We start from the raw sequence: 22,591 nt of genomic DNA on the forward strand, positions 1-22,591 counted from the left end.
GGTTACTTGTTCTCCTCGGTGCGGGCGTTCGCGGTGGTGGTGACGGCCGGCTCCATGCCGCCGAGCAGCAGGTACAGCACGGCCATCCGGATGCTGACGCCGTTGGTGACCTGCTCGACGGCGGTGCAGCGCACAGAGTCCGCGACCTCGGCGGTGATCTCCATGCCGCGGTTCATCGGGCCGGGGTGCATGACGATGGCGTGCTCGGGCATCCGGGCCATCCTGTCGGCGTTCAGCCCGTAGCGGCGGGAGTACTCGCGCTCGGTGGGGAAGAACGCGGCGTTCATCCGCTCGCGCTGGACGCGCAGCATCATCACGCCGTCCGACTTCGGCAGCACCGAGTCGAGGTCGTAGGAGACCTCGCAGGGCCAGCTCTCGACGCCGATGGGCACCAGGGTGGGCGGCGCGACGAGGGTGACCTCGGCGCCGAGGGTGCTCAGCAGGTGCACATTGGAGCGGGCGACCCGGCCGTGCAGGATGTCGCCGACGAGCGTGATCCGGCGGCCTTCCAGGTCACGTCCGGTGCCGTCACCGGGGCCCTGGTGGTGCGTGGGGCCGCCGTCGGCCGCGCCCGCGAGGTGGCGGCGCATGGTGAACGCGTCGAGCAGCGCCTGGGTGGGGTGCTCGTGGGTGCCGTCGCCGGCGTTGACGACGGAGCCGCCGATCCAGCCGGAGGTGGCGAGCCGGTGCGGGGCGCCGGAGGCGGGGTGCCGGATGACGACGGCGTCGGCGCCCATCGCCTCCAGGGTCAGCGCGGTGTCCTTGAGGGATTCGCCCTTGGAGACCGAGGAGCCCTTGGCGGAGAAGTTGATGACGTCGGCGGAGAGCCGCTTGGCGGCGGCCTCGAAGGAAATCCGGGTCCGGGTCGAGTCCTCGAAGAAGAGGTTGACGACGGTACGGCCGCGCAGAGTCGGCAGTTTCTTGATCGGCCGGTCGGCGACCCGGGCCATTTCCTCGGCGGTGTCGAGGATCAGGACGGCGTCGTCGCGCGTGAGATCGGCGGCCGAGATGAGGTGACGCTTCATCCGGTGTCTCCGTGGGTCTGGAGGGTGTGCGGGAGTGTCGGCGGGCAGGCGGTTGCGGGGCCGGCCGTGCGGCCGGACCCGGACTAGTGCCGCGACCGGCAATGTTCGCCCCGTGAGGAGCGTCGTCCAGTGCGTGCGATCGCAAGGCGGCCGGAAGCCCTTGAGGGGGTCCCCCCTGGACGGAGCTCGTCGGAGTCCTTGGGGGAGGAGCTACCAGGGCTTTTGGCCAACGCCGCGAGCGTGCGTGCTGGACGACGCGACGACGAGGCAAAGCTTGCCGGGAGGGGCACTAGCGGTCGCCGGTGGAAGCGGTCTCGCGCAGGCCGAGGAGCACGCTGTCGCGGCCGTCCTCTTCGGTGAGCTGGACCTTGACCGTCTCCCGCAACGACGTCGGGAGGTTCTTGCCGACGTAGTCGGCGCGGATCGGCAGTTCGCGGTGGCCGCGGTCGACCAGGACCGCGAGCTGTACGGCGCGCGGTCTGCCGATGTCACCGAGCGCGTCGAGCGCGGCGCGGATGGTGCGGCCGGAGAAGAGCACGTCGTCGACCAGGACCACCAGGTTGCCGTCGATCCCCTCGGCGGGGATGTCGGTGCGCGCGAGCGCGCGGGCCGGGCGCAGCCGTAGATCGTCGCGGTACATGGTGATGTCGAGGGAACCGACCGGCACGGTGCGGCCGGTGATCTCCGCGAGCTTGTCGCCGAGCCGGCGGGCCAGGAAGACGCCGCGGGTCGGAATGCCGAGGAGCACCACGTCGTCGGCGCCCTTGGCGCGTTCGACGATCTCGTGGGCGATACGGGTCAGGACTCGGGCGATGTCCGGTGCTTCGAGCACGGGACGGGCCTGGTCCGATGAATGCGGGTGGTGCGTGTCCATAGGAAACGGACCCCCTTCTCCGCCTCACGGGACGGATCTTAAAGGACGTCGAAATTGCGTTGTCAACGGTACCAGGGTGGCGCCGGGCGGCCTTCGGCGGGCTCGATCGTGGGCGGTATGGACCATTCGGCTTGACGAGTCATATTACGCTGCGTAACCTCACAGTGAGTTACCAAGTCTTCGTCACGGGAGCCTTATGTCCAGCGAATACGCCAAACAGCTCGGAGCAAAGCTCCGTGCCATCCGCACCCAGCAGGGCCTCTCCCTTCACGGCGTCGAGGAGAAGTCGCAGGGCCGTTGGAAGGCCGTCGTCGTCGGCTCGTACGAGCGCGGCGACCGAGCGGTGACCGTCCAGCGTCTTGCCGAGCTCGCGGACTTTTACGGGGTTCCGGTCCAGGAACTGCTGCCGGGCACCACGCCCGGTGGCGCCGCCGAGCCGCCGCCCAAGCTGGTGCTCGACCTGGAGCGGCTCGCCCATGTGCCGCAGGAGAAAGCAGGCCCGCTTCAGCGGTACGCGGCCACCATCCAGAGCCAGCGCGGCGATTACAACGGCAAGGTGCTGTCGATCCGCCAGGACGACCTGCGCACCCTCGCCGTTATTTACGACCAGTCGCCTTCTGTGCTGACCGAGCAATTGATCAGCTGGGGTGTGCTTGACGCGGATGCCCGGCGTGCGGTGTCGCACGACGATCTCTGAGGCTCACGCACCACTGCAGAAACGTCTCACCGCCCTGTGCGGCACCCGAGAGGGTGCCGCACAGGGCGGTGTTTTTTGTCTCACGGCTTTCTCACATGCACCGGGCCCGCAGCGTCACGCGCTGCGGGCCCGGTGCATGTGCTGCTGCTGTGCTGCTGCGGGTTACTGCTCCTCGCGGCGCAGACCCGGCTTGAGCTCCTTGAGACGTCCGAGGAGACCGTTGATGAAAGCCGGCGAATCGTCGGTGGAGAACTCCTTGGCGAGTTGTACCGCCTCGTCGATCGCCACCGCGTCCGGCGTCTCGTCCTCCCAGATCAGCTCGTACGCACCGAGCCGCAGGATGTTCCGGTCCACGACCGGCATCCGGTCGAGGCTCCAGTCCACGGCGTAGGTCGCGATCAGATCGTCGATCCGGTCGGTGTGTTCGGCGTATCCCTCGACCAACCGCAGCGTGAACTCGTTGACCGACGGCTGCCTGTCATCGGTCCGCGCGAGCCGCATCCAGTCCGCGAGCACGGCCTGCACCGCACTGTCGCGCTGGTCGGCCTCGAAGAGGATCTGGAAGGCGCGCTTACGGGCCTTGTTACGAGCAGCCACGGTTAGCTGTTCACCCGACCGAGGTACTCACCGGAGCGGGTGTCGACCTTGATCTTCTCACCGGTGGTGATGAAGAGCGGGACGCCGATCTCGTAGCCGGTCTCCAGCTTGGCCGGCTTGGAGCCGCCGGTCGAGCGGTCGCCCTGCACACCGGGCTCGGTGTACTCGATGACGAGCTCGACCGAGGCCGGCAGCTCGACGTAGAGCGGGGCGCCCTCGTACATCGCCACGACGGCGTCGAAGCCTTCGAGGAGGTAGTTGCGAGCGTTCCCCAGCACCTGCGGCGTGATGTAGATCTGGTCGAAGGTCTCCGTGTCCATGAACACGTAGTCCGGGCCGTCCTTGTACGAGAACTGCATGCCGCGCTTGTCGACACTGGCAGTCTCGACCTTCACGCCGGCGTTGAAGGTCTTGTCGACCACCTTGCCGGAGAGCACGTTCTTGAGCTTGGTGCGGACGAAAGCCGGGCCCTTACCGGGCTTGACGTGCTGGAACTCGACGACGGACCAGAGCTGGCCCCCGTCGAGCTTGAGCACCAGGCCATTCTTGAGGTCGTTCGTGGATGCCACGGTTGCGGAATCTCCTGGACTGCAGCTGGCGGGACCGAGGGGCTCGCGCTAGAGCGCGAGCAGTTCCTTGGTCGTAATGGTGAGTAGCTCGGGTCCGCCGTCCGCCGGTGGGCGGACGACGAGTGTGTCGTCGATACGGACCCCGCCGCGACCCGGGATCTGGACCCCTGGCTGGACGGTGACCGGCACGCAAGCGTCCAGTTTACCCATGGCCGCAGGTGACAGCCGAGGGTCCTCGTCGATTTCGAGCCCCACCCCGTGTCCGGTGGCGGGCTCAAGGCCCTCACCGTAGCCCGCGGAGTCCAGCATCTGGCGTGCCGCGCGGTCGACTTCGCGGTACTCCACTCCCGGCGCGAGAGCCTCCCGACCTGCCCTTTGTGCCGCGAAAACCAATTCGTACAGCTCGATCTGCCAGCTGTCGGGCGAGCTGCCGATGACAAAGGTGCGGCCGAGTTCACAACGGTATCCGCGGTACCGGGCGCCGAGCCGGACGGTCAGAAAGTCACCCTCCTCGACCCTGCGGTCGGTCGGCCGGTGCCCCGCGCGGCCGGAATTCGGGCCGGTGCCCACCGAGGTGGGGAAGGCCGAGCCCTCCGCGCCGTGATCGGCCAGCCGGCGGTCCAGCTCCAGCGCGAGATGCCGTTCGGTACGGCCGACGAGGATCGACTCCAGCAGCTCGCCGAGCGCGTGGTCGGTGATCTCGGCGGCGATCCGCAGACAGGAGAGCTCGTCGTCGTCCTTGATCAGCCGCAGCTGCTCGACCGTCCGGCCGAGATCCGCCAGCCGCAACCGCGTCGAAGCCGCCGCCAGCGCCCGGTGCCGGGTGACGGTGAGGTGGTGCTCCTCGACCGCGAGGGACTCGGCCCCGGCCCCGGCGGCCAGCTCCGCCGCGGCGAGCGCCGGGTCGCCGCCGCCGGCGGGCAGCACGAGCACCCGCAGGTCCTCGGCGGGCCTCCCCTCGCCCGCGTCGTCGCAGAGCGCCTGGGGGCAGAGCAGCACGTCCTGGGCCGGTCCCAGCAGCAGGGCGGCGCCCGGCGGGACGCCACCGGCGAGATAGCGGACGTTGGCGGGGCGGGAGATCAGTGCGGCGGCGCTGCCGACCGCCGCGCAGCGCTCGCGCAGGCGGGTACGGCGTGCCGCGTGCAGATCGGACATGAACCGAGCGTAGGAGCGGAAGCGGCTCCCGGCCGTCCGAGCGCGTCCGACCGGGGGGCCGCTCAGGGGCGCGGACCGTACGAGCCGTACGGGCCCCGGAGCCGGGCGGGGGCGGATCAGCGCGGCTCAGTGGGGGCCGGGACAGCGCGGGAGCAGGTACCGGAGCCGGGCAGGAAGGCGGAGCGGGAACAGGGAAGCAGCGGGTTCGATCCCGGCCGGACCGGAGGTCTACCAGCTCGGCGGGCTGGCGAGGCTGCGGGCCACCACGTCGTCGAGCACCCGGGCGGTGGTCTCCACGTCGTACTTCGAGTTGTCGATGATGGGCAGCCCCGAGCCGTACCAGCCGGCCATCCGGCCGTGTATGCCGGCGACCTCGTCGTCGGAGAGACGCCGGTTGCCGCTGCGCTCCGCGTTGCGCTCCAGCACGATCTCCAGGCCGGGCAGCAGCACCACCGGGAGCAGGCCTGGCCCGACGTGCCGCTTCCAGCCGCCGAGGCCGACGACCGGGCGGTCCGGGAAGACCGCGTCGTCGAGGATGCAGGAGATGCGGTTGGCCAGGAAGTTGCGGGCCGCGAAGCCGCAGGTGCGGCGGGCGAGCCGGTACTGCGCCTCGGAGTTGTCGTTCCAGCCGGTCGTCGGGTCGGCGAAGCCGGAGCGGACCCATTCGCGGACGTCGTCGAGGCTGATGTGCGCGGTGGGGACCCGCCGGGTGTCCGCCCAGTGCCGGGCGACCGTGGTCTTGCCCGCGCCGGCCGGGCCGATGAGCAGCACCGCGACGGCCGCCTGGGCGGCGTCGGGCACGGCGGCGCCCGCCATCGGGTTCGGCACCGGCACCGGGCCGCCGGGCGGGAGCTGGATGTGCCCGGTCGTCTCGTTGGACGGCGGGGCGGGGGCGTGCCGGGGCGCCGGGCCGGGCGGCTGCGGCGGTCCGAGCGGCGGGTGCATCTGTCCGCCCTGCTGGACCGGGTGTATCTGTCCGCCGTGCCGCGCCGGGTGACCGGGCGGGACGCCGGGGCCGGGATGGCCTGCTCCTTGCGCCCAGGGGGCGCCGGGTCCGACTCCCGGGCCGGGCGGCGGCGACAGCGGAGGCCCCCCTGCGTGCTGCATACCGGTGGCACTCCGTCTCGTACAGGCTGGTCTCGTACAGGGCTGAAAGTACTGGGTGGTGCGAGGGACCCTCGCTCGCCCCGCCGCCTTCGGCGTGGCAGCCGCCCCTACTGAACGGTACCTTCCCCGGCCGCCGGTGTGACGCCACTGTGTGAACGGCCCGGCGGAGCGCCGAGTGCCCGACGGCCGTCGCGGAGCGGACAGTTCGCCCGTACCGGCCGGGTGTCAGGGCCGCCGTCGCAGCGGCCGGCCGGTCAGGCCGCCGGCTCCTCGGCCAGCGCGCGCAGCGCGAGCAGGTACGAGCCGATGCCGAAGCCCGCGATCGTGCCGGTGGCGACGGCCGCGACCACCGAGGTGTGCCGGAATTCCTCGCGGGTGTACGGGTTCGAGATGTGCACCTCGATGAGCGGGGCGGTGCGCTGCGCCGCCGCGTCCCGCATGCCGTACGAGTAGTGGGTGAACGCGCCGGGGTTGAGCACGACCGGAATCGATCCGTCCGCGGCCTCGTGCAGCCAGCGGATCAGCTCGCCCTCGTCGTTGGTCTCCCGGACCTCGACCTCGAAGCCGAGCTCCTCGCCGAGCGCGGTGCACTGTTCGACGAGGCCGGTGTAGCTGGTCGCGCCGTAGACGTCGGGCTCACGGGAGCCGAGCCGGCCCAGGTTCGGTCCGTTGAGCACGTACACCCGCCGGCTCACGCGGCGATCTCCGCATGCGCGGCGAGCAGCACCGCCGGGTCCGGGCCCTCCAGGACGACGGGCCTGGCGAGGCCGTCCAGCACGATGAAGCGCAGCATGTCGCCGCGCGACTTCTTGTCGACCTTCATGGTCTCCAGCAGCTTGGGCCACTGGTCGCCGCGGTAGGTGAGCGGCAGGCCCACCGATGCCAGCACGGTGCGGTGCCGGTCGGCGGTCGCGTCGTCCAGCCGGCCCGCGATCCGGCCGAGTTCGGCGGCGAAGACCATGCCCACCGAGACGGCCGCGCCGTGCCGCCAGTTGTAGCGCTCGTTCTTCTCGATCGCGTGCGCGAGCGTGTGGCCGTAGTTGAGGATCTCGCGCAGGCCCGTCTCCTTGAGGTCGGCGGAGACGACCTCGGCCTTGACCCGGATGGAGCGCTCGATCAGCTCGGCGGTGTGCGGGCCCGCGGGGGTGCGGGCGGCGGCCGGGTCTGACTCGATCAGGTCGAGGATGGCCGGGTCCGCGATGAAGCCCGCCTTGATGATCTCGGCCAGGCCGCTGATGTAGTCGTTGGGCGGCAGCGAGTCGAGGCTCGCGAGGTCGCACAGCACGCCGGTGGGCGGGTGGAAGGCCCCGACGAGGTTCTTGCCCTCGGCGGTGTTGATGCCCGTCTTGCCGCCGACCGCCGCGTCGACCATGCCGAGCACTGTGGTGGGCACCGCGATCCAGCGCACGCCGCGCAGCCAGGTGGCCGCGACGAAGCCCGCGAGGTCGGTGGTCGCGCCGCCGCCGACGCCGACGATGACGTCGGTGCGGGTGAAGCCGGTCTGACCGAGCGCCTTCCAGCAGTAGGCGGCCACCTCGACCGTCTTGGACTCCTCCGCGTTCGGCAGCTGGATCGCGACGGCCTCGTAGCCCTGCGCGGCGAGGTCGGTGCGGAGCGCCTCGCCGGTGGCCGCGAGGGCCTCCGGGTGCAGCACCGCGACGCGCTTGGCGGCCGGGCCGATCAGCGCGGGGAGCTCGGCGAGCAGTTGGTGCCCGATCAGCACCTCGTACGGGTCCGTGCCCGCGGCGCCGCCGACCTGGATGCGGATGGGGGTCTCAGTCATGCGTGGTTCTCCCGGCTGATCCGGGGGTTGGTCCCCGGGGACTGCGCTGCTTCCAGCGCTTCGAGTACCGCTTCGGCGACGGCCTCGGGGGTGCGCTCGTCGGTGTTCACGACGGCGCGGGCGACCTCAGTGTAGAGCGGGCGGCGCTCTTCCATCAGCTCGCGCCACTTCGCCCGCGGGTTCACCGCGAGCAGCGGGCGTGGGGCGTTCAGGCCGACCCGCTTGAGCGCCGTGGTGACTCCGACGTCGAGGAAGACGACGGGCAGCCCGGTCAGCAGCGCCCTGGTGGCGTCGTCCAGGATCGCGCCGCCGCCCAGCGCGAGCACACCGGTGTGCTCGGCGACGGCCAGCCGTACGGCCTCCCGCTCCAGTTCGCGGAAGCGCGCCTCGCCCGCGTCGATGAAGATCTCCGCGATGCTCAGGCCGGCCCTCTCCACGACGTCGGCGTCGGTGTCCCGGTAGCCGAGGCCCAGCCGCTCCGCGAGCAGTTCCCCGACGGTGGACTTGCCCACGCCCATCGGGCCGACCAGTACGACAGCGGGCCCCGGCCCGGACGGCCCGGTCATCGGATGGCCAGGTTGTCGAGGAAGCCGCGGACGTTGCGGCGGGTCTCGACGACGTTGTCGCCGCCGAACTTCTCGGCGACCGCGTCCGCCAGCACCAGCGCCACCATCGCCTCGGCGACGATGCCGGCGGCCGGCACCGCGCACACGTCGGAGCGCTGGTGGTGGGCCTGGGTGGCTTCGCCGGTGGCCACGTCCACGGTCGCCAGCGCGCGCGGCACGGTCGCGATGGGCTTCATCGCGGCCCGTACCCGCAGCAGTTCGCCGGTGGTCAGGCCGCCCTCGGTGCCGCCGGAGCGGCCGGAGGTGCGGCGGAGCCCCTCGTCGGTGGAGACGATCTCGTCGTGCGCCTGCGAGCCGGGGACCCGGGCCAGCCCGAAGCCGTCGCCGACCTCGACGCCCTTGATCGCCTGGATGCCCATCAGCGCGGCGGCGAGCCGCGCGTCCAGCCGGCGGTCCCAGTGGACGTGCGAGCCCAGTCCCACCGGCACGCCGTAGGCGAGCACCTCGACGACGCCGCCGAGGGTGTCGCCGTCCTTGTGGGCCTGGTCGATCTCGGCGACCATCGCCTCGCTCGCGTCCGGGTCCAGGCAGCGCACCGGGTCCGCGTCCAGCCGCTCCACGTCGGAGGGCTTGGGCAGCACCCCGTACGGAGCCTTGGCCGCGGCCAGCTCCACTACGTGCGAGACGATCTCGATGCCGGCCGTCTCCTTGAGGTAGGAGCGGGCGACGGCGCCGAGCGCGACGCGGGCCGCGGTCTCGCGGGCGGAGGCGCGCTCCAGGATCGGCCGGGCCTCGTCGAAGCCGTACTTCTGCATCCCGGCGAGGTCGGCGTGGCCGGGGCGCGGGCGGGTCAGCGGAGCGTTACGGGCCATCGTGGCCAGCACCTCCGGGTCCACCGGGTCCGCGGCCATGACCTTGTCCCACTTGGGCCACTCGGTGTTGCCCACCATGACCGCCACCGGAGATCCCAGCGTGAGGCCGTGCCGGACGCCGCCCAGGAAGGTGACCTCGTCCCGCTCGAACTTCATCCGGGCGCCGCGGCCGTAACCGAGCCGCCGCCTGGCCAGCGCGTCCGCCACCATGTCCGTGGTGATCGGCACACCGGCGGGCAGCCCCTCCAACGTCGCCACGAGTGCGGGGCCGTGCGACTCCCCCGCCGTCAGCCAGCGCAACCTGCTCAACGGTGCTCCCTCTTGCTCGCGCCTGAAGTCTGCGGAATTCGCATCGGCGCGGCCGGGTGCGGCACCGGCCCGCCACCGCTGATCCTCCCACGTCCGCCCGAAGTGTCCGGCCGCCGGTCCAAGCTCTGGACCTGGTACGTCAGGTCGGGCGGAGCGCGAGGGCCGCTTCGCCGGCCCGGCGCATCGCAGCCAGCGGGGCCGGGCCGCGCCCGGTCATCCGCTCGACCTGGAGCACCGCTTGGTGCACCAGCAGGTCGAGGCCGCCGACGACCGCGCCGCCGCGCGCCGACCAGGCGGCGGCCAGCGCGGTGGGCCACGGTTCGTACAGCACGTCGAAGAGCGTGCCGGGGCGCTCGGGCACGGCGTCCGCCAGCGCGTCGGCAGCCCCGGCCGGGGTGGTCGCGACGACCAGCGGGGCGGTGAGGGCCTCGGCGGCGTCGGCCCAGTCGGCGGTGCGCACCCGCACGCCGAGCCGCTCCCCCCACTCGCGCATCTCGGCGGCGCGGGCCGCGCTGCGCACGTAGGCGGTCACCTCGCCGGTGCAGATGCCGGCCAGCGCGGCGAGGGCGGACGAGGCGGTGGCGCCCGCTCCGAGCACGGCCGCCCGCTCGACCTTGTCCACCCCGCGCTCGTGGAGCGCGGCGGCGATGCCGGGGATGTCGGTGTTGTCGCCCAGCCGTCGGCCGTCGGGGGTGAGGACGACCGTGTTCACCGCTTCCACCGAGGCGGCGGTGTCGCTGATCTCGTCCAGCAGCGGGATGACGGCGCGCTTGAGCGGCATCGTCAGCGAGAGCCCGGCCCACGTCCCCGCGTCCGCTCCCCCGTCGAGCCCGGCGAGGAAGCCCGGCAGCGCGTCCTCGTCGACCTCGAACCGGTCGTAGCTCCAGCCGGTGAGGCCCAGCGCCTGGTATGCGGCCCGGTGCAGGACCGGCGACAGCGAGTGGGCGATGGGCGAGCCGAGGACCGCCGCGCGGTGGGCGGCAGCCATCAGTGCTCCCGCTGGTACTTGTTGAAGTCCTGGACGTTCTTCTGGTGCTCCGCGTCGCTCTTGGTGAAGCGGGTGTCGCCCGGCTTGACGGTGACGAAGTACAGCCAGTCGCCCTTGGTCGGGGCGAGCGCCGCCTCGATCGCCTGGTGGCCGGGGTTGCCGATCGGCCCCGGCGGCAGGCCCTTGTGCAGGTAGGTGTTGTAGGGCGAGTCGAACTGGGTGTCCTCGGTGGTGGTGTCGAGGGTCGAGCGGCCCTTGGCGTAGTTGATCGTCGAGTCGAAGCCCAGCGTCATGTCGATGTCCAGGCGGTTGTAGATCACCCGCGAGACCTTGCCGAACTCGTGGTCCTCCTGCGCCTCGGCCTGGACCAGGCTCGCGATCACCAGGACCTCGTACGGCTTCTTGCCGACCTTGCGCGCGTTGCCCTTGAGGTCGTTCTGCACGAACTCGCTCTCGGCCCGCTTGACCATCTGCTTGAGCACGTCGACGGGCTTGCTCTTCTTGCCGACGCTGTACTTGGACGGGAAGAGGAAGCCCTCGACCCTGCCGCCCGCCCAGGGCGGCAGACCCAGCTCGCCGACCCGCTTCTTGGCGACGGCGGCGGTGGTGCCCTTCTTCGCGCTGATCTGCTGGTCGATGCGCTCGTAGATCTGGGTGGCCCGCAGCCCCTCGGGAATGATCAGCCCGTTCTGCGCCTTCGGGTCGGTCATCATCGCGACCGCGTCCGCCGCGGACATCTCCTTGCGCAGGGTGTAGGTGCCGGCCTGGATGGCCTCCCCCTCGGCGGCGGAGACGAACGCGTCAGCGCTCTTCACCACACCCGCCGACTTGAGGATGCGGCCCATCTCGCCCGTGCCGGCGCCGGCGGGGATCTCGAGCTGGACCTCGCCGCTGCCCTTGCCCGTGAAGTCGGGGGCCGCGCCGAAGTGCTCGTTCCAGAACTCATAGCCGAAGTAGCCGGCGGCGCCGACACCGCCGACCAGCACGACGGTGACCACCAGGCAGGCGAGCCCGCTGCGGCGCTTGGGCTTCTTCTTGTTGCGGCCCCGGGCCGAGCGGCGCTCCTCGCGGGGGTCCTCGTCGTCATCGTCGTCGTCCGCGTCACGGCCGCCGGCGAAGAAGGCGTGCTCGGGCTCCGCCGGGCCGGCGTTCCACTCGTCCGTCGGCTCCGGGCCGGCCTGCGGGTGCTGCTGTTGGTTCTGCGGCTGTTGGTTCTGCGGCTGTTGGTTCTGCGGCTGTTGGTTCTGCGGCTGCTGGGCCTGCTGGGGGTCCTGCTGGGGGGCCTGCTGCTGTCGCATGTTCTGCGGCTGCGGCGGCGGGTACGCGTCCTGGGTGCCGTAGTAGTCCGGGTGGCCGCCGTTGTACGGGTCGACGGGCTGCTGCCCGTACGGGTCACCGGCTGCGACGCCGTCGCCGTAGGGCGCCCCGCCGCCCTGCGAGGCGTCCCAGTACTGCTGCTGCCCGGAGTACTGCTGGGGACCGCCGCCCCACTGCGGGTCCTGCTGCTGGTACTGGGGGTGTTGCTGCTGGTACTGGGGGTGTTGCTGCTGGTACTGGGGGTTCTGCTGCTGTTGAGGGTCCTGCTGGTGCGGATACTGCGGCTGCTGGGGGTACTGCTGATCCTGGTACGGGCGGCCGTAGGCGTCCTGTTGGCCGTCGTACGGACCCTGGCCGTCCACGGCCTGCTGCCCGTCCCATCCCTGGTCCCCGTACAAGGGGTCCTCGGGATGCCACGGTTGGGAGCCTGGGCCCCGGCCATACTCAGTCATCGATCCCCTAGAGCCGCGAGAAGGCAGCTGTCACACCGCTCGTGGCACGAGCGTCGGTTCACACTGCCCCGTGCGGACCGGTTCGAACAGCTGCCATGTCGCGCGGAACGTTACCGTACCGCGATCAGGTGACCGCTTCGACGCCCTCGCCCGGGGGCCTTCCCGATACCCGCTCGGTCTCCAGCGCGCTCTGCAGGATGACCACGGCGGCGGCTTGATCGACCACCGAGCGCCCCTTCTTGGACGAGACGCCGGAGGCCCGCAGCCCTTGGGCCGCGGTCACCGTGCTCATCCTCTCGTCGACCAGCCGGATCGGCACCGGGGCGATCCGGAGCGCCAGCTCCCGAACGAAAGTACGCACCTTGGCCGCGGCCGGACCCTCGCCCCCGTTGAGGGAGCGGGGCAGCCCGACGACGACCTCGATGGGCTCGTACTCCTCGACGATCGCCGCCAACCGCCGCTGGGCGGCCGGGGCGTCGCGGCCCGGCACGGTCTCCACCGGAGTCGCGAGGACCCCGTCGGGGTCACACGAGGCGACCCCGATCCGGGCGTCCCCGACGTCGACGGCGATCCGCCGCCCGCGCCGCATGCCCAGCGGCTCCGGCTGCGCGGACTGCTGGAGCCGCGGCTCCGGCTGCTGTCGGGGCTGCGGCTCCGGCTGCTGCCGCGCGGGCCGTCGGGGGTCCCGGGAGCGTGTCATGCCTGCTCGGCCACCAAGCGGCCGACAGCGGCGATGGCCTCGTCGATGGCCGCCGGGTCCTGGCCGCCGCCCTGGGCGACATCCGGCTTGCCGCCACCGCCGCCGCCGAGGGTCTTGGCCGCGGCGCGGACCAGGTCGCCGGCCTTGAGACCGCGCTCGCGGGCGGTCTCGTTGGTGGCGATGACGGTCAGCGGGCGGCCGTTGGCCACGGTGAACAGCGCCACCACGGCCGGGCGTGAGCCCTGCCCCGGCAGCTGGCCGAGCCGGCCGCGCACGTCCAGGACGAGCTTGCGCAGATCGTCGGCCCCGGTGCCGTCGGGCACCTGCCCGGTGACCACCGCCACCCCCCGTACGTCCTGGGCGCCGTCGGCCAGACCGGCGGCGGCCTGGAGCACCTTCTCGCCGCGGAAGCGCTCGATCTCCTTCTCCGCCTCCTTGAGCTTGGCGAGCATCCCGGAGATCTTCTCCGGCAGCTCCTCGGGGCGGCCCTTCACCAGGTCGGTGAGCTGGGCGACGACCGTGTGCTCACGGGCGAGGAAGTTGTAGGCGTCCACGCCCACCAGAGCCTCGACCCTGCGCACCCCGGAGCCGATGGAGGACTCGCCGAGCAGCTTGACCAGGCCGAGCTGGGCGGTGTTGCGCACATGCGTGCCGCCGCACAGCTCCTTGGAGAAGTCGCCGATGGTCACGACGCGCACCCGGTCGCCGTACTTCTCGCCGAACTCGGCGATGGCGCCCTGCTTCCTGGCGTCGTCCATGCTCATCACCTCGGCGGTGACGTCGAGCTCGCGGGAGAGGACCTCGTTGATCTTCTGCTCGACGTCCGTGAGGACGGCGCCGGGCACCGCGGCCGGCGAGCCGAAGTCGAAGCGGAACCGGCCGGGCGAGTTCTCCGAACCGGCCTGCGCGGCGGTCGGGCCCAGCGCGTCGCGCAGCGCCTGGTGGGTCAGGTGGGTGGCGCTGTGCGCGCGGGCGATGGCCCGGCGGCGGGCGACGTCGATCTGGGCGAGCGCGGTGGCCCCGAGGACCACCTCGCCGACCTGGACGACGCCCTTGTGCACACTCACACCGGCCACCGGCTGCTGCACATCGCGGATCTCGATGACGGCGCCGGTGTCGATCCGGATCCGGCCGGTGTCGGCGAGCTGGCCGCCGCCCTCGGCGTAGAAGGGGGTGCGGTCCAGCACGACCTCGACCTCGTCGCCCTCGTGGGCGGCCGGCGCCGGCAGGCCGTCGACCAGCAGGCCGACGACGGTCGACTCGTCCGAGGTGTCGGTGTAACCGGTGAAGACGGTGGTGCCGGACCGGTCGGCGACCTCGCGGTAGGCGGACAGGTCGGCGTGCCCCTGCTTCTTCGACCTGGCGTCGGCCTTCGCGCGCTCCCGCTGCTCCTTCATCAGCCGGCGGAAGCCGTCCTGGTCGACGGACAGGCCCTGTTCGGCCGCCATCTCCAGGGTGAGGTCGATCGGGAAGCCCCAGGTGTCGTGCAGCAGGAACGCCTTGTCGCCGGCCAGCACCTCGCCGCCGGAGGACTTGGTGTCCGAGACGGCCGTGTCGAGGATGTTGGTGCCGGTCTTGAGCGTCTTGAGGAAGGCGACCTCCTCGGCGAGCGCGACGGTCTCGACGCGCTTGCGGTCGCTGATCAGCTCCGGGTACTGCTCGCCCATGGTCCCGATGACCACGTCGACCAGCGCGCCCACGACCAGCTCGCTCGCGCCGAGCAGCCGCATGTTGCGGATGGCGCGGCGCATGATGCGGCGCAGCACATAGCCGCGGCCCTCGTTGCCGGGGGTGACGCCGTCGCCGATGAGCATGACGGAGGTGCGGATGTGGTCGGCGACCACCCGCAGGGAGACGTCGGATCCCTTTTCGGCGCCGTAGCGGACACCGCTGAGCTCGGTGGCCTTGTCCATGACCACCCGCAGGGTGTCGGTCTCGAACATGTTCTGCACGCCTTGCAGGATCATCGCGAGGCGTTCGAGGCCGAGGCCGGTGTCGATGTTCTTGCTGGGGAGGTCGCCGAGGATCGGGAAGTCGTCCTTGCCGGTGCCCGCGCCGCGCTCGTACTGCATGAAGACCAGGTTCCAGATCTCCACGTACCGCTCGTCGTTGACGGCCGGGCCGCCCTCGACGCCGAACTCCGGACCCCGGTCGTAGTTGATCTCGGAGCACGGGCCGCAGGGTCCGGGGACGCCCATGGACCAGTAGTTGTCGGCCTTGCCGAGACGCTGGATGCGCTCGGCGGGCACGCCGATGACCTCGCGCCAGATCTGTTCGGCCTCGTCGTCATCGAGGTAGACCGTGATCCAGAGCTTGTCGGGGTCCAGGCCGTAGCAGCCGTCCGCCACGGAGCCGGTGAGCAGCTCCCAGGCGTACTTGATGGCGCCTTCCTTGAAGTAATCGCCGAAGGAGAAGTTGCCGCACATCTGGAAGAACGTGCCGTGCCGGGTGGTCTTGCCGACCTCTTCGATATCGGGCGTGCGCACGCACTTCTGCACGCTGGTGGCGCGCTTGAAGGGCGGCTTGACCTCACCGAGGAAATACGGCTTGAACGGGACCATGCCCGCGGGGACCAGCAGCAGCGTCGGGTCGTCGGCGATGAGTGACGCGGACGGCACGACGGTGTGTCCGCGCTCCTCGTAGAAGCGCAGCCAGCGGCGGCGGATTTCTGCCGACTCCATCAGTGGTCCTCATTCCGGTTGTACGGGTGCTTCTGATCGATCGCGGCCCGATGACGTTGGGTGGGAAGTGCTGTGTCGCTGTATTCGTCGCTGTAGGGGTCGAGTGACGCTTCGATCCCCAGTGCCTCGTTCAGCTCGCCCTCGCGGCGGCGCATTCCCGAGCGCACGTCGAGGGCGAAGTCCTTCACCCGGCGGCCGGTCTCCAGCGCCTTGTCCGCGGCGGTCGCCGCGAGGCTCTCCGGGGTGAGTTGACGCAGTTTGCGGTTGACCTTGGCGGTCGCGTAGACGCCGGCGGCGGCGCCGGCCGTGAACCAGAACGTACGGCGGAACATCGCTGCGTCAGTCCTTCGATCGGCGGTCGCGTCGGCTGCCGCGGCGGGGGGTCGGCAGGGTCCTGCCCCGCACCACGGTGCGGCGGGGGCCCGGTGCGGGGGCGGCGGGGGTGTCCTTGCGGCTCATCGCCTGCCGGACGCCGTAGCCGAACGCCGCGACCTTGACGAGCGGGCCGCCGAAGGTGGAGGCCACCGTCGAGGAGAGCGCGGAGGCGTTGGAGGTGACTTCCTGGACGTCGGTGGCGATCGCGTCCACCCGGCTGAGCTGGGTCTGCGCGGAGCGCACGGTCGCGGACGCCTCGCCGAGCAGCGGAACGGCCTGCTCCGACACGTCCGCCACCATTTTGGCAGTCGCCTTGAGCACCTGCGCGAGCCTCACCAGAACCACGGCGAGAAACGACACCAGGATCGCCCAGAAGACGGCCACGAGAATGCCGGCCACCTCTCCACCGGACACGTTGCACCGCTCCCTTTGGTCCTTCTGGTTCGATTCGGTCGGCCGCCGCTCACAGGCGGGCAGACGGCCCTCGGGGCGCGGGCGGCAGACTCCGACCCTATCGCGCCGGGGCCCCGCGCCCGTAACGCAATACCGGCGCCCGACCGGCGCGAGAGGTCACGGCCCGCGGGCGGGATTGTACGGTCCGCTTACCTATCGGTACGCTCCGTGTTCCATGCGATCCGGAAACCTGCCCGCCGAGCTCAATCGCTTCGTCGGCCGCGACGCCGAACTCGACGAAATGGCACGGAGGCTGGACGACGCCAGACTCACGACGGTCACCGGGGTCGGCGGCGTCGGCAAGTCGCGGCTCGCGCTGCGGGTCGCCGCGCAGGTGCGGGATCGCTTCCGCGACGGCGTCTGGCTGGTCGAACTGGCCGCCCTGCGGGACCCCGAACTGCTCGACCACGCGGTCATGGAGGCGCTGGGCCTCGCCGACCGGACCGGCCGCCCCGCCCGCGGGGCGCTCGCCGCCCATCTCGCGGACCGCCAACTCCTCATCGTGCTCGACGGGTTCGAGCAGCTGGTCGAGGAGTGCGGCAGGCTGGTCCGCGAAGTGCTGCTGCGCTCACCCGGACTGCGGGTGCTGGCCGCCGGCCGCCGGCTGCTGCGGGTCGACGGCGAACATGTCCTCCCGCTGCCGCCGTTGCACGCTCCCGACCCGGCCGCCGCCGGAACTCCGGCCCGTGCCCGGCGGTCCGCCCGCCAGGCACACGGGCGACGCGGCCGCGCTCTTCGCCGACCGCGCCGCCGCCGTCGTCCCCGGCTTCACCCTCACCGAGGCCAACGAGCGGATCGTCGCGGAGCTGTGCCACCGGCTCGACGGCATCCCGCTCGCCCTGGAGCTGGCCGCGGGCCGGATGGCGTCGCTCTCCGTGGAGCAGGTGCTGCGGCGGCTGGACGACCGCTTCCGGCTGCTGACCGGCGGCTGCCGCGGCGCGCTGCCGCGCCACCAGACGCTGCGTACGGCGATCGGCTGGAGCCATGAGCTGTGCACCACAGGGGAACGGCTGCTCTGGTCCCGGCTGTCGGTCTTCGCCGGGCACTTCGACCTGGACGCGGCGGAGTACATCTGCTCGGGCCCCGACCTGCCCGCCGGGGATCTCCTCGACGTGCTCGCCGAACTCGTCGCGCAGTCCGTGGTGGTGCGCGAGGAGACTCCGGCCGGGGTCCGCTACCGGATGCTGGACACCGTGCGGACGTACGGCGCGGGCTGGCTGAACGCGCTCGGCGACGCGGAGCGGATGCGGCAGCGGCACCGGGACTGGTACGTCGGCCTCGCCACCTGGTGCGAGCTGGACTGGTTCAGCCCCCAGCAGGCCGAGGTGTCGGTGCGGATCGACGGCGAGCCGGCCAACCTGCGGCTCGCGCTGGAGTACAGCCTGGAGGAGGTCGAGGACAGCTACCTCGGCCAGTGCCTCGCGGGGACGCTGTGGTTCTACTGGGTCGGCTGCGGCCGGTTGTCCGAGGGGCGCTACCGGCTGAAGCGGGCCCTGGAGCTGGACAGCGACCACGCCTTCCACGACCTGCTGGGCGCGGTGCTCGCGATCGAGATGCTCGCGCTGGTCACCCTCGGCGACGGCGACGCGACGGAGGCGGCGGTGCTCCAGGGCGCGGCGGCCCGTATCTGGCCGTCGGTCGGGCTTCCGCTGTTCGGCTCGCAGTACTTCAACACACCGCACGCGCTGTGCGAGCAGCAGGCACGCGAGCAGCTGGGCTGCCCCCGGTACGAGGAGTGCGTGCGCGAGGGCGCCCTGCTGGACCTGGACACGGCGACCGCACGGGCGCTGCGCCGCACCGGCGGCGGACCCGCCGCGCCGGCGCCGGGGCAGCGAGGCGCGCTGCGGATCGCGACTCCGCGTACGCGGCAGCCCGCCGTCTCCCCACCGCGAGCGGCGGCGGGGAGACGGCGGGCTGAGGAGTGCGGTGCTACGGCCGGATCAGCGGGCGTAGTACTCGACGACCAACTGCTCGTCGCAGATGACCGGGATCTCCTTGCGGTTCGGCTCACGGTCCAGGCGGAACGCGAGCGCCGGGAGGTTGACCTCCAGGTAGCGCGGGGTCTCGCCGTCCGTGTCGTAGCCGCCGGCCTTGGCGACCTGGAACGGGTGCTTCTCGCGGCTGCGCTCGCGGACCATGACCACGTCGTCCGGGCGGACCCGGTAGGAGGGCTTGTCGACCTTGCGGCCGTTGACCTCGATGTGGCCGTGGACGACCATCTGGCGCGACTGGTAGACGGTCCGGGCGATGCCCGACCGCAGGACGAGCGCGTCCAGGCGGCGCTCAAGCTCGATGATCAGGGCTTCGCCCGTCTTGCTGTTGACCTTCCGAGCGCGGTCATAGGCACGGGCCATCTGGCGTTCGCTGATGTCGTACTGGGCGCGCAGGCGCTGCTTCTCCAGCAGGCGGACCTTGTAGTCGCTGGTGCCCTTGCGACCGCGACCGTGCTCGCCGGGCGGGTAGGGGCGTGCCTCGAAGTACTTGACTGCCTTCGGGGTCAGCGCGATGCCGAGTGCACGCGACTTCTTGACCTTGGGACGCGACTGGTTCACGTGGAACGGACCTCCGTGTAAGTTAGGTGAGGCTTACCTTAGCGGAGGAGAACGCATGTTTCGACCTGGGATCCCCCTACCCAGCACCGGTCGCAGCGCCGAATCGGCGGCACCTGATGCTGGGGCGAGTCAGCCGCGCCCCGAAGAAGACGCTCAGCAGCCCACGGCCGCCGAGCGCGTACGTACCCTCGTGGAATCCAACGGTACGGCTTCGTTGACCATTCCCGGCATCGAGGAACCGGACGAACCGGGCGCCGGCTCGCCCGCCGCCCGCACCGTGATGCCCGACGGAGACGTGTTGCTGCTGGTGCCGGGCGACTCATTGACAGCGCGGGCCGCCGTCAACGCGCGGGACGACGAGCTGACCGCCGTGATGGAGATCACGGACGTCGCTCCGGTCTCGGTGCCGCATCGCATCCGCGGCCACGCCTGGGTCGCGGGCTGGCTGACGCCGGTCCCCGACGCGGAGCGCGCCGCCTGCGCGATGCTGCTCGCCGAGCGGCAGCCGGTCGGCGGCCTGCTCGACGCGAGCGGCGGCCCCGGCATCGGCGGTCCCGGCATCGGCGGCCCCGGCATCGGCGGTCCCGGCGACGAGAGCGTGCTCGGCGGCCGGGGACGGCCGCCGTGGATACTGCTGCGGCTGGAGGTCGGCGAGGCCTGGGTGGACGACCTCTGGGGCGCCTCCTCCGTCGAACCGGACGAATTCGTGGCGGCGGCCTGCGACCCGCTGGTGGCGCACGAGGCGGAGCTGTTGCAGCACCTGCACTCGGCGCACGCCGAGCAGGTCAACAGCCTGTGCGCGCTGCTGGGCGAGCGGGCGGGCGGCTCCTGCGGAGTGCGCGAGCAGGCCGTGCCGGTCGCGCTGGACCGCTTCGGGCTGCGCATCCGCTTCACCGACGGCGACCAGCGGTCCTTCGACGCGCGCTTCGACTTCCCTGAGCCGGTGCGCGACGTCGCGGAGCTGCGCCGGGCGATGCACTCGCTCTTCGAGGCGGCGATCGAGTAGCGAGCGCCGCCGGGACGCGGCGCGCCGGGATGTCGTACGCCGAAGTGTCGTACGCCGGGACGCCGCGCGCCGGGTGTCATACGCCGGGGCGCCGTACGGGCCGCAGCGCGACGGGCCGGGACACTCGCGCCGGATCATCCACGCCGGGTCGCTCCGGCGGCGCGCCAGGTCCCTTCGACGGCCCGCCAGGTCACTTCGACGGCGGGGAACCGCCTTCGGCGCGGCCCGCCAACCGCTCCCTGACCCGGTCCAGGACCTCGGCGTAGCGGGCTTCCGCGCCGTGCCGGGTGGGCTCGTAGTAGCGCTTTCCGTGCACCTCGTCCGGGGCGTACTGCTGGGCGGCGATACCGCCCGGCAGGTCGTGCGGGTACTGGTAGCCCTGGGCGTGGCCGAGCTTCGCGGCGCCCTTGTAGTGCCCGTCGCGCAGATGCGCGGGCACCGGGCCGGCCAGTCCGGCCCGTACGTCGGCGAGGGCCGCGTCGATCGCTTTGTAGGCGGCGTTGGACTTCGGCGCGAGGGCCAGCGCGACGGTCGCCTGGCCGAGCGCTATGCGCGCTTCGGGGAAGCCGATCAGCGCGACGGCCTGGGCCGCGGCGACCGCTGTCTGCAACGCCGTCGGGTCGGCCATGCCGATGTCCTCGCTGGCCGAGATCATCAGCCGCCGGGCGATGAAGCGCGGGTCCTCGCCCGCTTCGATCATGCGGGCGAGGTAGTGCAGCGCGGCGTCCACATCCGAGCCGCGGATGGACTTGATGAGCGCGCTCGCGACGTCGTAGTGCTGGTCGCCGTCGCGGTCGTACTTCACCGCCGCCCGGTCGACCGCTTCCTCCAGCGACTCCAGGCTGACCATGCTCTCGCCCTTGGCGATGGCCGATCCCGCCCCGGCCTCCAGGGCGGTGAGCGCGCGGCGGGCGTCGCCGCCGGCGATCCGCAGCAGATGTTTCTCGGCGTCCTCGGGGAGTGTGACCGCGCCGCCGAGGCCGCGCTCGTGTGCGACGGCGCGGCTCAGCAGGCCGCGCAGGTCGTCGTCGGTCAGCGATTCGAGGGTGAGCAGCAGCGACCGGGACAGCAGCGGCGAGATGATCGAGAAGTACGGGTTCTCGGTGGTCGCCGCGATCAGGGTGACCCAGCGGTTCTCGACGGCGGGCAGCAGGGAGTCCTGCTGGGCCTTGCTGAAGCGGTGGATCTCGTCGAGGAACAGCACCGTCTCATGGCCGTATCCGCCGGCCTGGCGGCGGGCGCTGTCGATGACGGCCCGCACTTCCTTCACTCCGGCCGTGATGGCCGAGAGCTCGACGAACCGCCTCTTGGTGGCATGGCTGACGACATGCGCGAGCGTCGTCTTCCCGGTGCCCGGCGGGCCCCAGAGGATGACGGACGAGGGGCCCGTCGGGCCTCCGTCGCCCTCGCCCACCAGCCGGCGCAGCGGCGAGCCCGGCCGCAGCAGATGCTGCTGGCCGACGACTTCGTCGAGAGTGCGCGGTCGCATCCGGACGGCCAGCGGACTGCCCGCCGGGTCTTTCGCCTGACGGTCGTCCGCGGCTGCGGTGAAGAGATCGGGTTCCACGCCGAAAGCCTATGCCAGGCCACCGACAGCGCCGCGGGCCACCGGATCAGCTGGGCTGGCCGCCGGTCCAGAACCACCACCAGTGGGTGAGGATCAGCATGCCGATGATGCCGATCCAGAGCACCGGCGGCACCCAGTGGAACTCCGCCAGACCGCGCCGCAGCCATCCCGGCGCCGGGATGATCCGGTGCTTGATGTTGTGCACGGTGACGTAGCAGAACATCACGATGGTGGCGACCCAGGCGAGGCAGCACCACAGGCAGAGCGAGCTGATGCTGTAGAGCGACTGGTACTGCAGCCAGGTGCAGAATCCGACGCCGAAGAGCATGCCGGCGTTGAGCCCGAGCCAGAACCAGCCGCGGTAGCGGGCGCCCGCGAGCAGGCCCATGCCGACGCAGATCACGATGCCGTAGGCGACCAGGCCCATCATCGGGTTCGGGAATCCGAACGCCTCGGCCTGCTCGCTCTCCATGATGTTGCCGCAGGAGACGATCGGGTTGAGGCTGCAACCGGGAGTGAAGTGGCCTCCGCCGGCCTTGGCTTCGAGGATCTTGTTCTTGTCAATGGTGATGACCCAGGCGGCGAGAAGCCCCATCGCGCCGGTGATCACCAGCAGCAGGGCCAGCGCCCGGCTGCCGCCGACCGCTCCGCGGACGCCCGGCCCGTCCTCGTCCGTGGACACGTCGTCAAGCGCTGTCATCGTCATATCGCCGTTCCGTCGCTCCCGATTGGATGTGCCCCGCGGGGGCACTGACATTCTGCCGCAGTGGTAGCGGTCACAGGACCGCATATCCGGATGAGCCGCACGAGCACGGCCATCCTTTCGTGTCCGGCGTTCGAGGACCATAAGCACGACCGCACGGCCGTTCCCCTTTCCGGCCATATCCGCCTCTGGAAGGGGGACATGGAGGAGGGGAACACGTACGAGAGGGGCCCGGCCGGTGGG

21 protein-coding genes and 1 pseudogene are annotated in these 22,591 nt (G+C 71.6%); 3 read left to right on the forward strand and 19 right to left on the reverse strand.

Annotated features, from left to right (window positions below; translation table 11 throughout):
* Window positions 1-2 precede the first annotated feature (2 nt).
* Complete coding sequence (locus QMK28_RS04305) at window positions 3-1,025, reverse strand: aspartate carbamoyltransferase catalytic subunit (RefSeq protein ID WP_326435615.1); 1,023 nt, start codon at window positions 1,023-1,025, stop codon at window positions 3-5.
* 289 nt (window positions 1,026-1,314) lie between these two features.
* Window positions 1,315-1,899 carry a bifunctional pyr operon transcriptional regulator/uracil phosphoribosyltransferase PyrR gene (gene pyrR, locus QMK28_RS04310; RefSeq protein WP_326435616.1) on the reverse strand — a complete coding sequence of 195 codons (585 nt, stop codon included), beginning with the start codon at window positions 1,897-1,899 and terminating at the stop codon, window positions 1,315-1,317.
* Window positions 1,900-2,095: 196 nt separating this feature from the next.
* Between pyrR and bldD the strand changes: the two genes are divergently transcribed.
* Window positions 2,096-2,596 (forward strand): transcriptional regulator BldD, encoded by a 501-nt coding sequence (gene bldD / locus QMK28_RS04315; RefSeq protein ID WP_326435617.1) that lies wholly within the window; start codon window positions 2,096-2,098, stop codon window positions 2,594-2,596.
* A 162-nt stretch (window positions 2,597-2,758) separates the two neighbouring features.
* Here the strand turns inward: bldD and nusB are convergent, their stop codons facing one another.
* The 14 genes from nusB to QMK28_RS04385 form a co-directional block, all read right to left on the reverse strand.
* Window positions 2,759-3,193, reverse strand: coding sequence for a transcription antitermination factor NusB (nusB, locus tag QMK28_RS04320; RefSeq protein WP_326435618.1), 435 nt, complete (start codon window positions 3,191-3,193; stop codon window positions 2,759-2,761).
* A gap of 2 nt (window positions 3,194-3,195) precedes the next feature.
* Window positions 3,196-3,762 (reverse strand): elongation factor P, encoded by a 567-nt coding sequence (gene efp, locus QMK28_RS04325; RefSeq protein ID WP_326435619.1) that lies wholly within the window; start codon window positions 3,760-3,762, stop codon window positions 3,196-3,198.
* Between the two features lie 48 nt (window positions 3,763-3,810).
* A complete protein-coding gene (locus QMK28_RS04330; protein WP_326435620.1) occupies window positions 3,811-4,917 on the reverse strand; it encodes an aminopeptidase P family protein in 1,107 nt (368 codons plus the stop codon).
* A 228-nt stretch (window positions 4,918-5,145) separates the two neighbouring features.
* Window positions 5,146-6,024, reverse strand: a complete 879-nt coding sequence (locus QMK28_RS04335) for a Pro-rich N-terminal domain-containing protein (protein WP_326435621.1) — start codon at window positions 6,022-6,024, stop codon at window positions 5,146-5,148.
* 254 nt (window positions 6,025-6,278) lie between these two features.
* The gene (aroQ, locus tag QMK28_RS04340; RefSeq protein WP_326435622.1) at window positions 6,279-6,719 is read right to left on the reverse strand and encodes a type II 3-dehydroquinate dehydratase; all 441 of its coding nucleotides are present in this window, start codon (window positions 6,717-6,719) and stop codon (window positions 6,279-6,281) included.
* On the reverse strand, window positions 6,716-7,807 hold the full coding sequence (aroB, locus tag QMK28_RS04345) for a 3-dehydroquinate synthase (RefSeq protein WP_326435623.1): 1,092 nt from the start codon (window positions 7,805-7,807) through the stop codon (window positions 6,716-6,718). Before aroB ends, aroQ begins: the two co-directional genes overlap by 4 nt.
* Complete coding sequence (locus QMK28_RS04350) at window positions 7,804-8,373, reverse strand: shikimate kinase (RefSeq protein WP_326435624.1); 570 nt, start codon at window positions 8,371-8,373, stop codon at window positions 7,804-7,806. The genes aroB and QMK28_RS04350 overlap by 4 nt, the downstream gene beginning before the upstream one ends.
* Window positions 8,370-9,554 carry a chorismate synthase gene (gene aroC, locus QMK28_RS04355; RefSeq protein ID WP_326435625.1) on the reverse strand — a complete coding sequence of 395 codons (1,185 nt, stop codon included), beginning with the start codon at window positions 9,552-9,554 and terminating at the stop codon, window positions 8,370-8,372. The genes QMK28_RS04350 and aroC overlap by 4 nt, the downstream gene beginning before the upstream one ends.
* Window positions 9,555-9,693: 139 nt before the next feature.
* A complete protein-coding gene (locus QMK28_RS04360; protein WP_326435626.1) occupies window positions 9,694-10,542 on the reverse strand; it encodes a shikimate dehydrogenase in 849 nt (282 codons plus the stop codon).
* Window positions 10,542-12,257, reverse strand: coding sequence for an endolytic transglycosylase MltG (gene mltG, locus QMK28_RS04365; RefSeq protein ID WP_326435627.1), 1,716 nt, complete (start codon window positions 12,255-12,257; stop codon window positions 10,542-10,544). Before mltG ends, QMK28_RS04360 begins: the two co-directional genes overlap by 1 nt.
* A 178-nt stretch (window positions 12,258-12,435) precedes the next feature.
* Window positions 12,436-12,900: a Holliday junction resolvase RuvX gene (gene ruvX / locus QMK28_RS04370; protein ID WP_326435665.1), complete on the reverse strand. Its 465-nt coding sequence runs from the start codon at window positions 12,898-12,900 to the stop codon at window positions 12,436-12,438.
* A 107-nt stretch (window positions 12,901-13,007) separates the two neighbouring features.
* Complete coding sequence (alaS, locus tag QMK28_RS04375; protein WP_326435628.1) at window positions 13,008-15,692, reverse strand: alanine--tRNA ligase; 2,685 nt, start codon at window positions 15,690-15,692, stop codon at window positions 13,008-13,010.
* On the reverse strand, window positions 15,692-16,024 hold the full coding sequence (locus QMK28_RS04380; protein WP_326435629.1) for a DUF6167 family protein: 333 nt from the start codon (window positions 16,022-16,024) through the stop codon (window positions 15,692-15,694). Before QMK28_RS04380 ends, alaS begins: the two co-directional genes overlap by 1 nt.
* 7 nt (window positions 16,025-16,031) lie before the next feature.
* Window positions 16,032-16,481 carry a DUF948 domain-containing protein gene (locus QMK28_RS04385; protein WP_326435630.1) on the reverse strand — a complete coding sequence of 150 codons (450 nt, stop codon included), beginning with the start codon at window positions 16,479-16,481 and terminating at the stop codon, window positions 16,032-16,034.
* 214 nt (window positions 16,482-16,695) lie between these two features.
* Between QMK28_RS04385 and QMK28_RS04390 the strand changes: the two are divergent.
* Window positions 16,696-18,034, forward strand: a pseudogene (locus tag QMK28_RS04390) (ATP-binding protein); the annotation flags it as partial.
* 426 nt (window positions 18,035-18,460) lie between these two features.
* Here QMK28_RS04390 and rpsD read toward each other — a convergent pair.
* Complete coding sequence (gene rpsD / locus QMK28_RS04395) at window positions 18,461-19,072, reverse strand: 30S ribosomal protein S4 (RefSeq protein ID WP_326435666.1); 612 nt, start codon at window positions 19,070-19,072, stop codon at window positions 18,461-18,463.
* A gap of 55 nt (window positions 19,073-19,127) precedes the next feature.
* On the opposite strand from rpsD, the gene QMK28_RS04400 reads away from it, so the two are divergent.
* Window positions 19,128-20,078: a DUF2470 domain-containing protein gene (locus QMK28_RS04400; RefSeq protein ID WP_326435631.1), complete on the forward strand. Its 951-nt coding sequence runs from the start codon at window positions 19,128-19,130 to the stop codon at window positions 20,076-20,078.
* A gap of 190 nt (window positions 20,079-20,268) precedes the next feature.
* Here QMK28_RS04400 and QMK28_RS04405 read toward each other — a convergent pair whose 3' ends face one another.
* Window positions 20,269-21,645: a replication-associated recombination protein A gene (locus QMK28_RS04405; RefSeq protein ID WP_326435632.1), complete on the reverse strand. Its 1,377-nt coding sequence runs from the start codon at window positions 21,643-21,645 to the stop codon at window positions 20,269-20,271.
* Between the two features lie 46 nt (window positions 21,646-21,691).
* A complete protein-coding gene (locus QMK28_RS04410; RefSeq protein WP_326435633.1) occupies window positions 21,692-22,351 on the reverse strand; it encodes a vitamin K epoxide reductase family protein in 660 nt (219 codons plus the stop codon).
* Window positions 22,352-22,591: the final 240 nt, after the last annotated feature.

Source organism: Streptomyces sp. H27-D2, assembly GCF_035828615.1.
GTDB lineage: Bacteria > Actinomycetota > Actinomycetes > Streptomycetales > Streptomycetaceae > Streptomyces.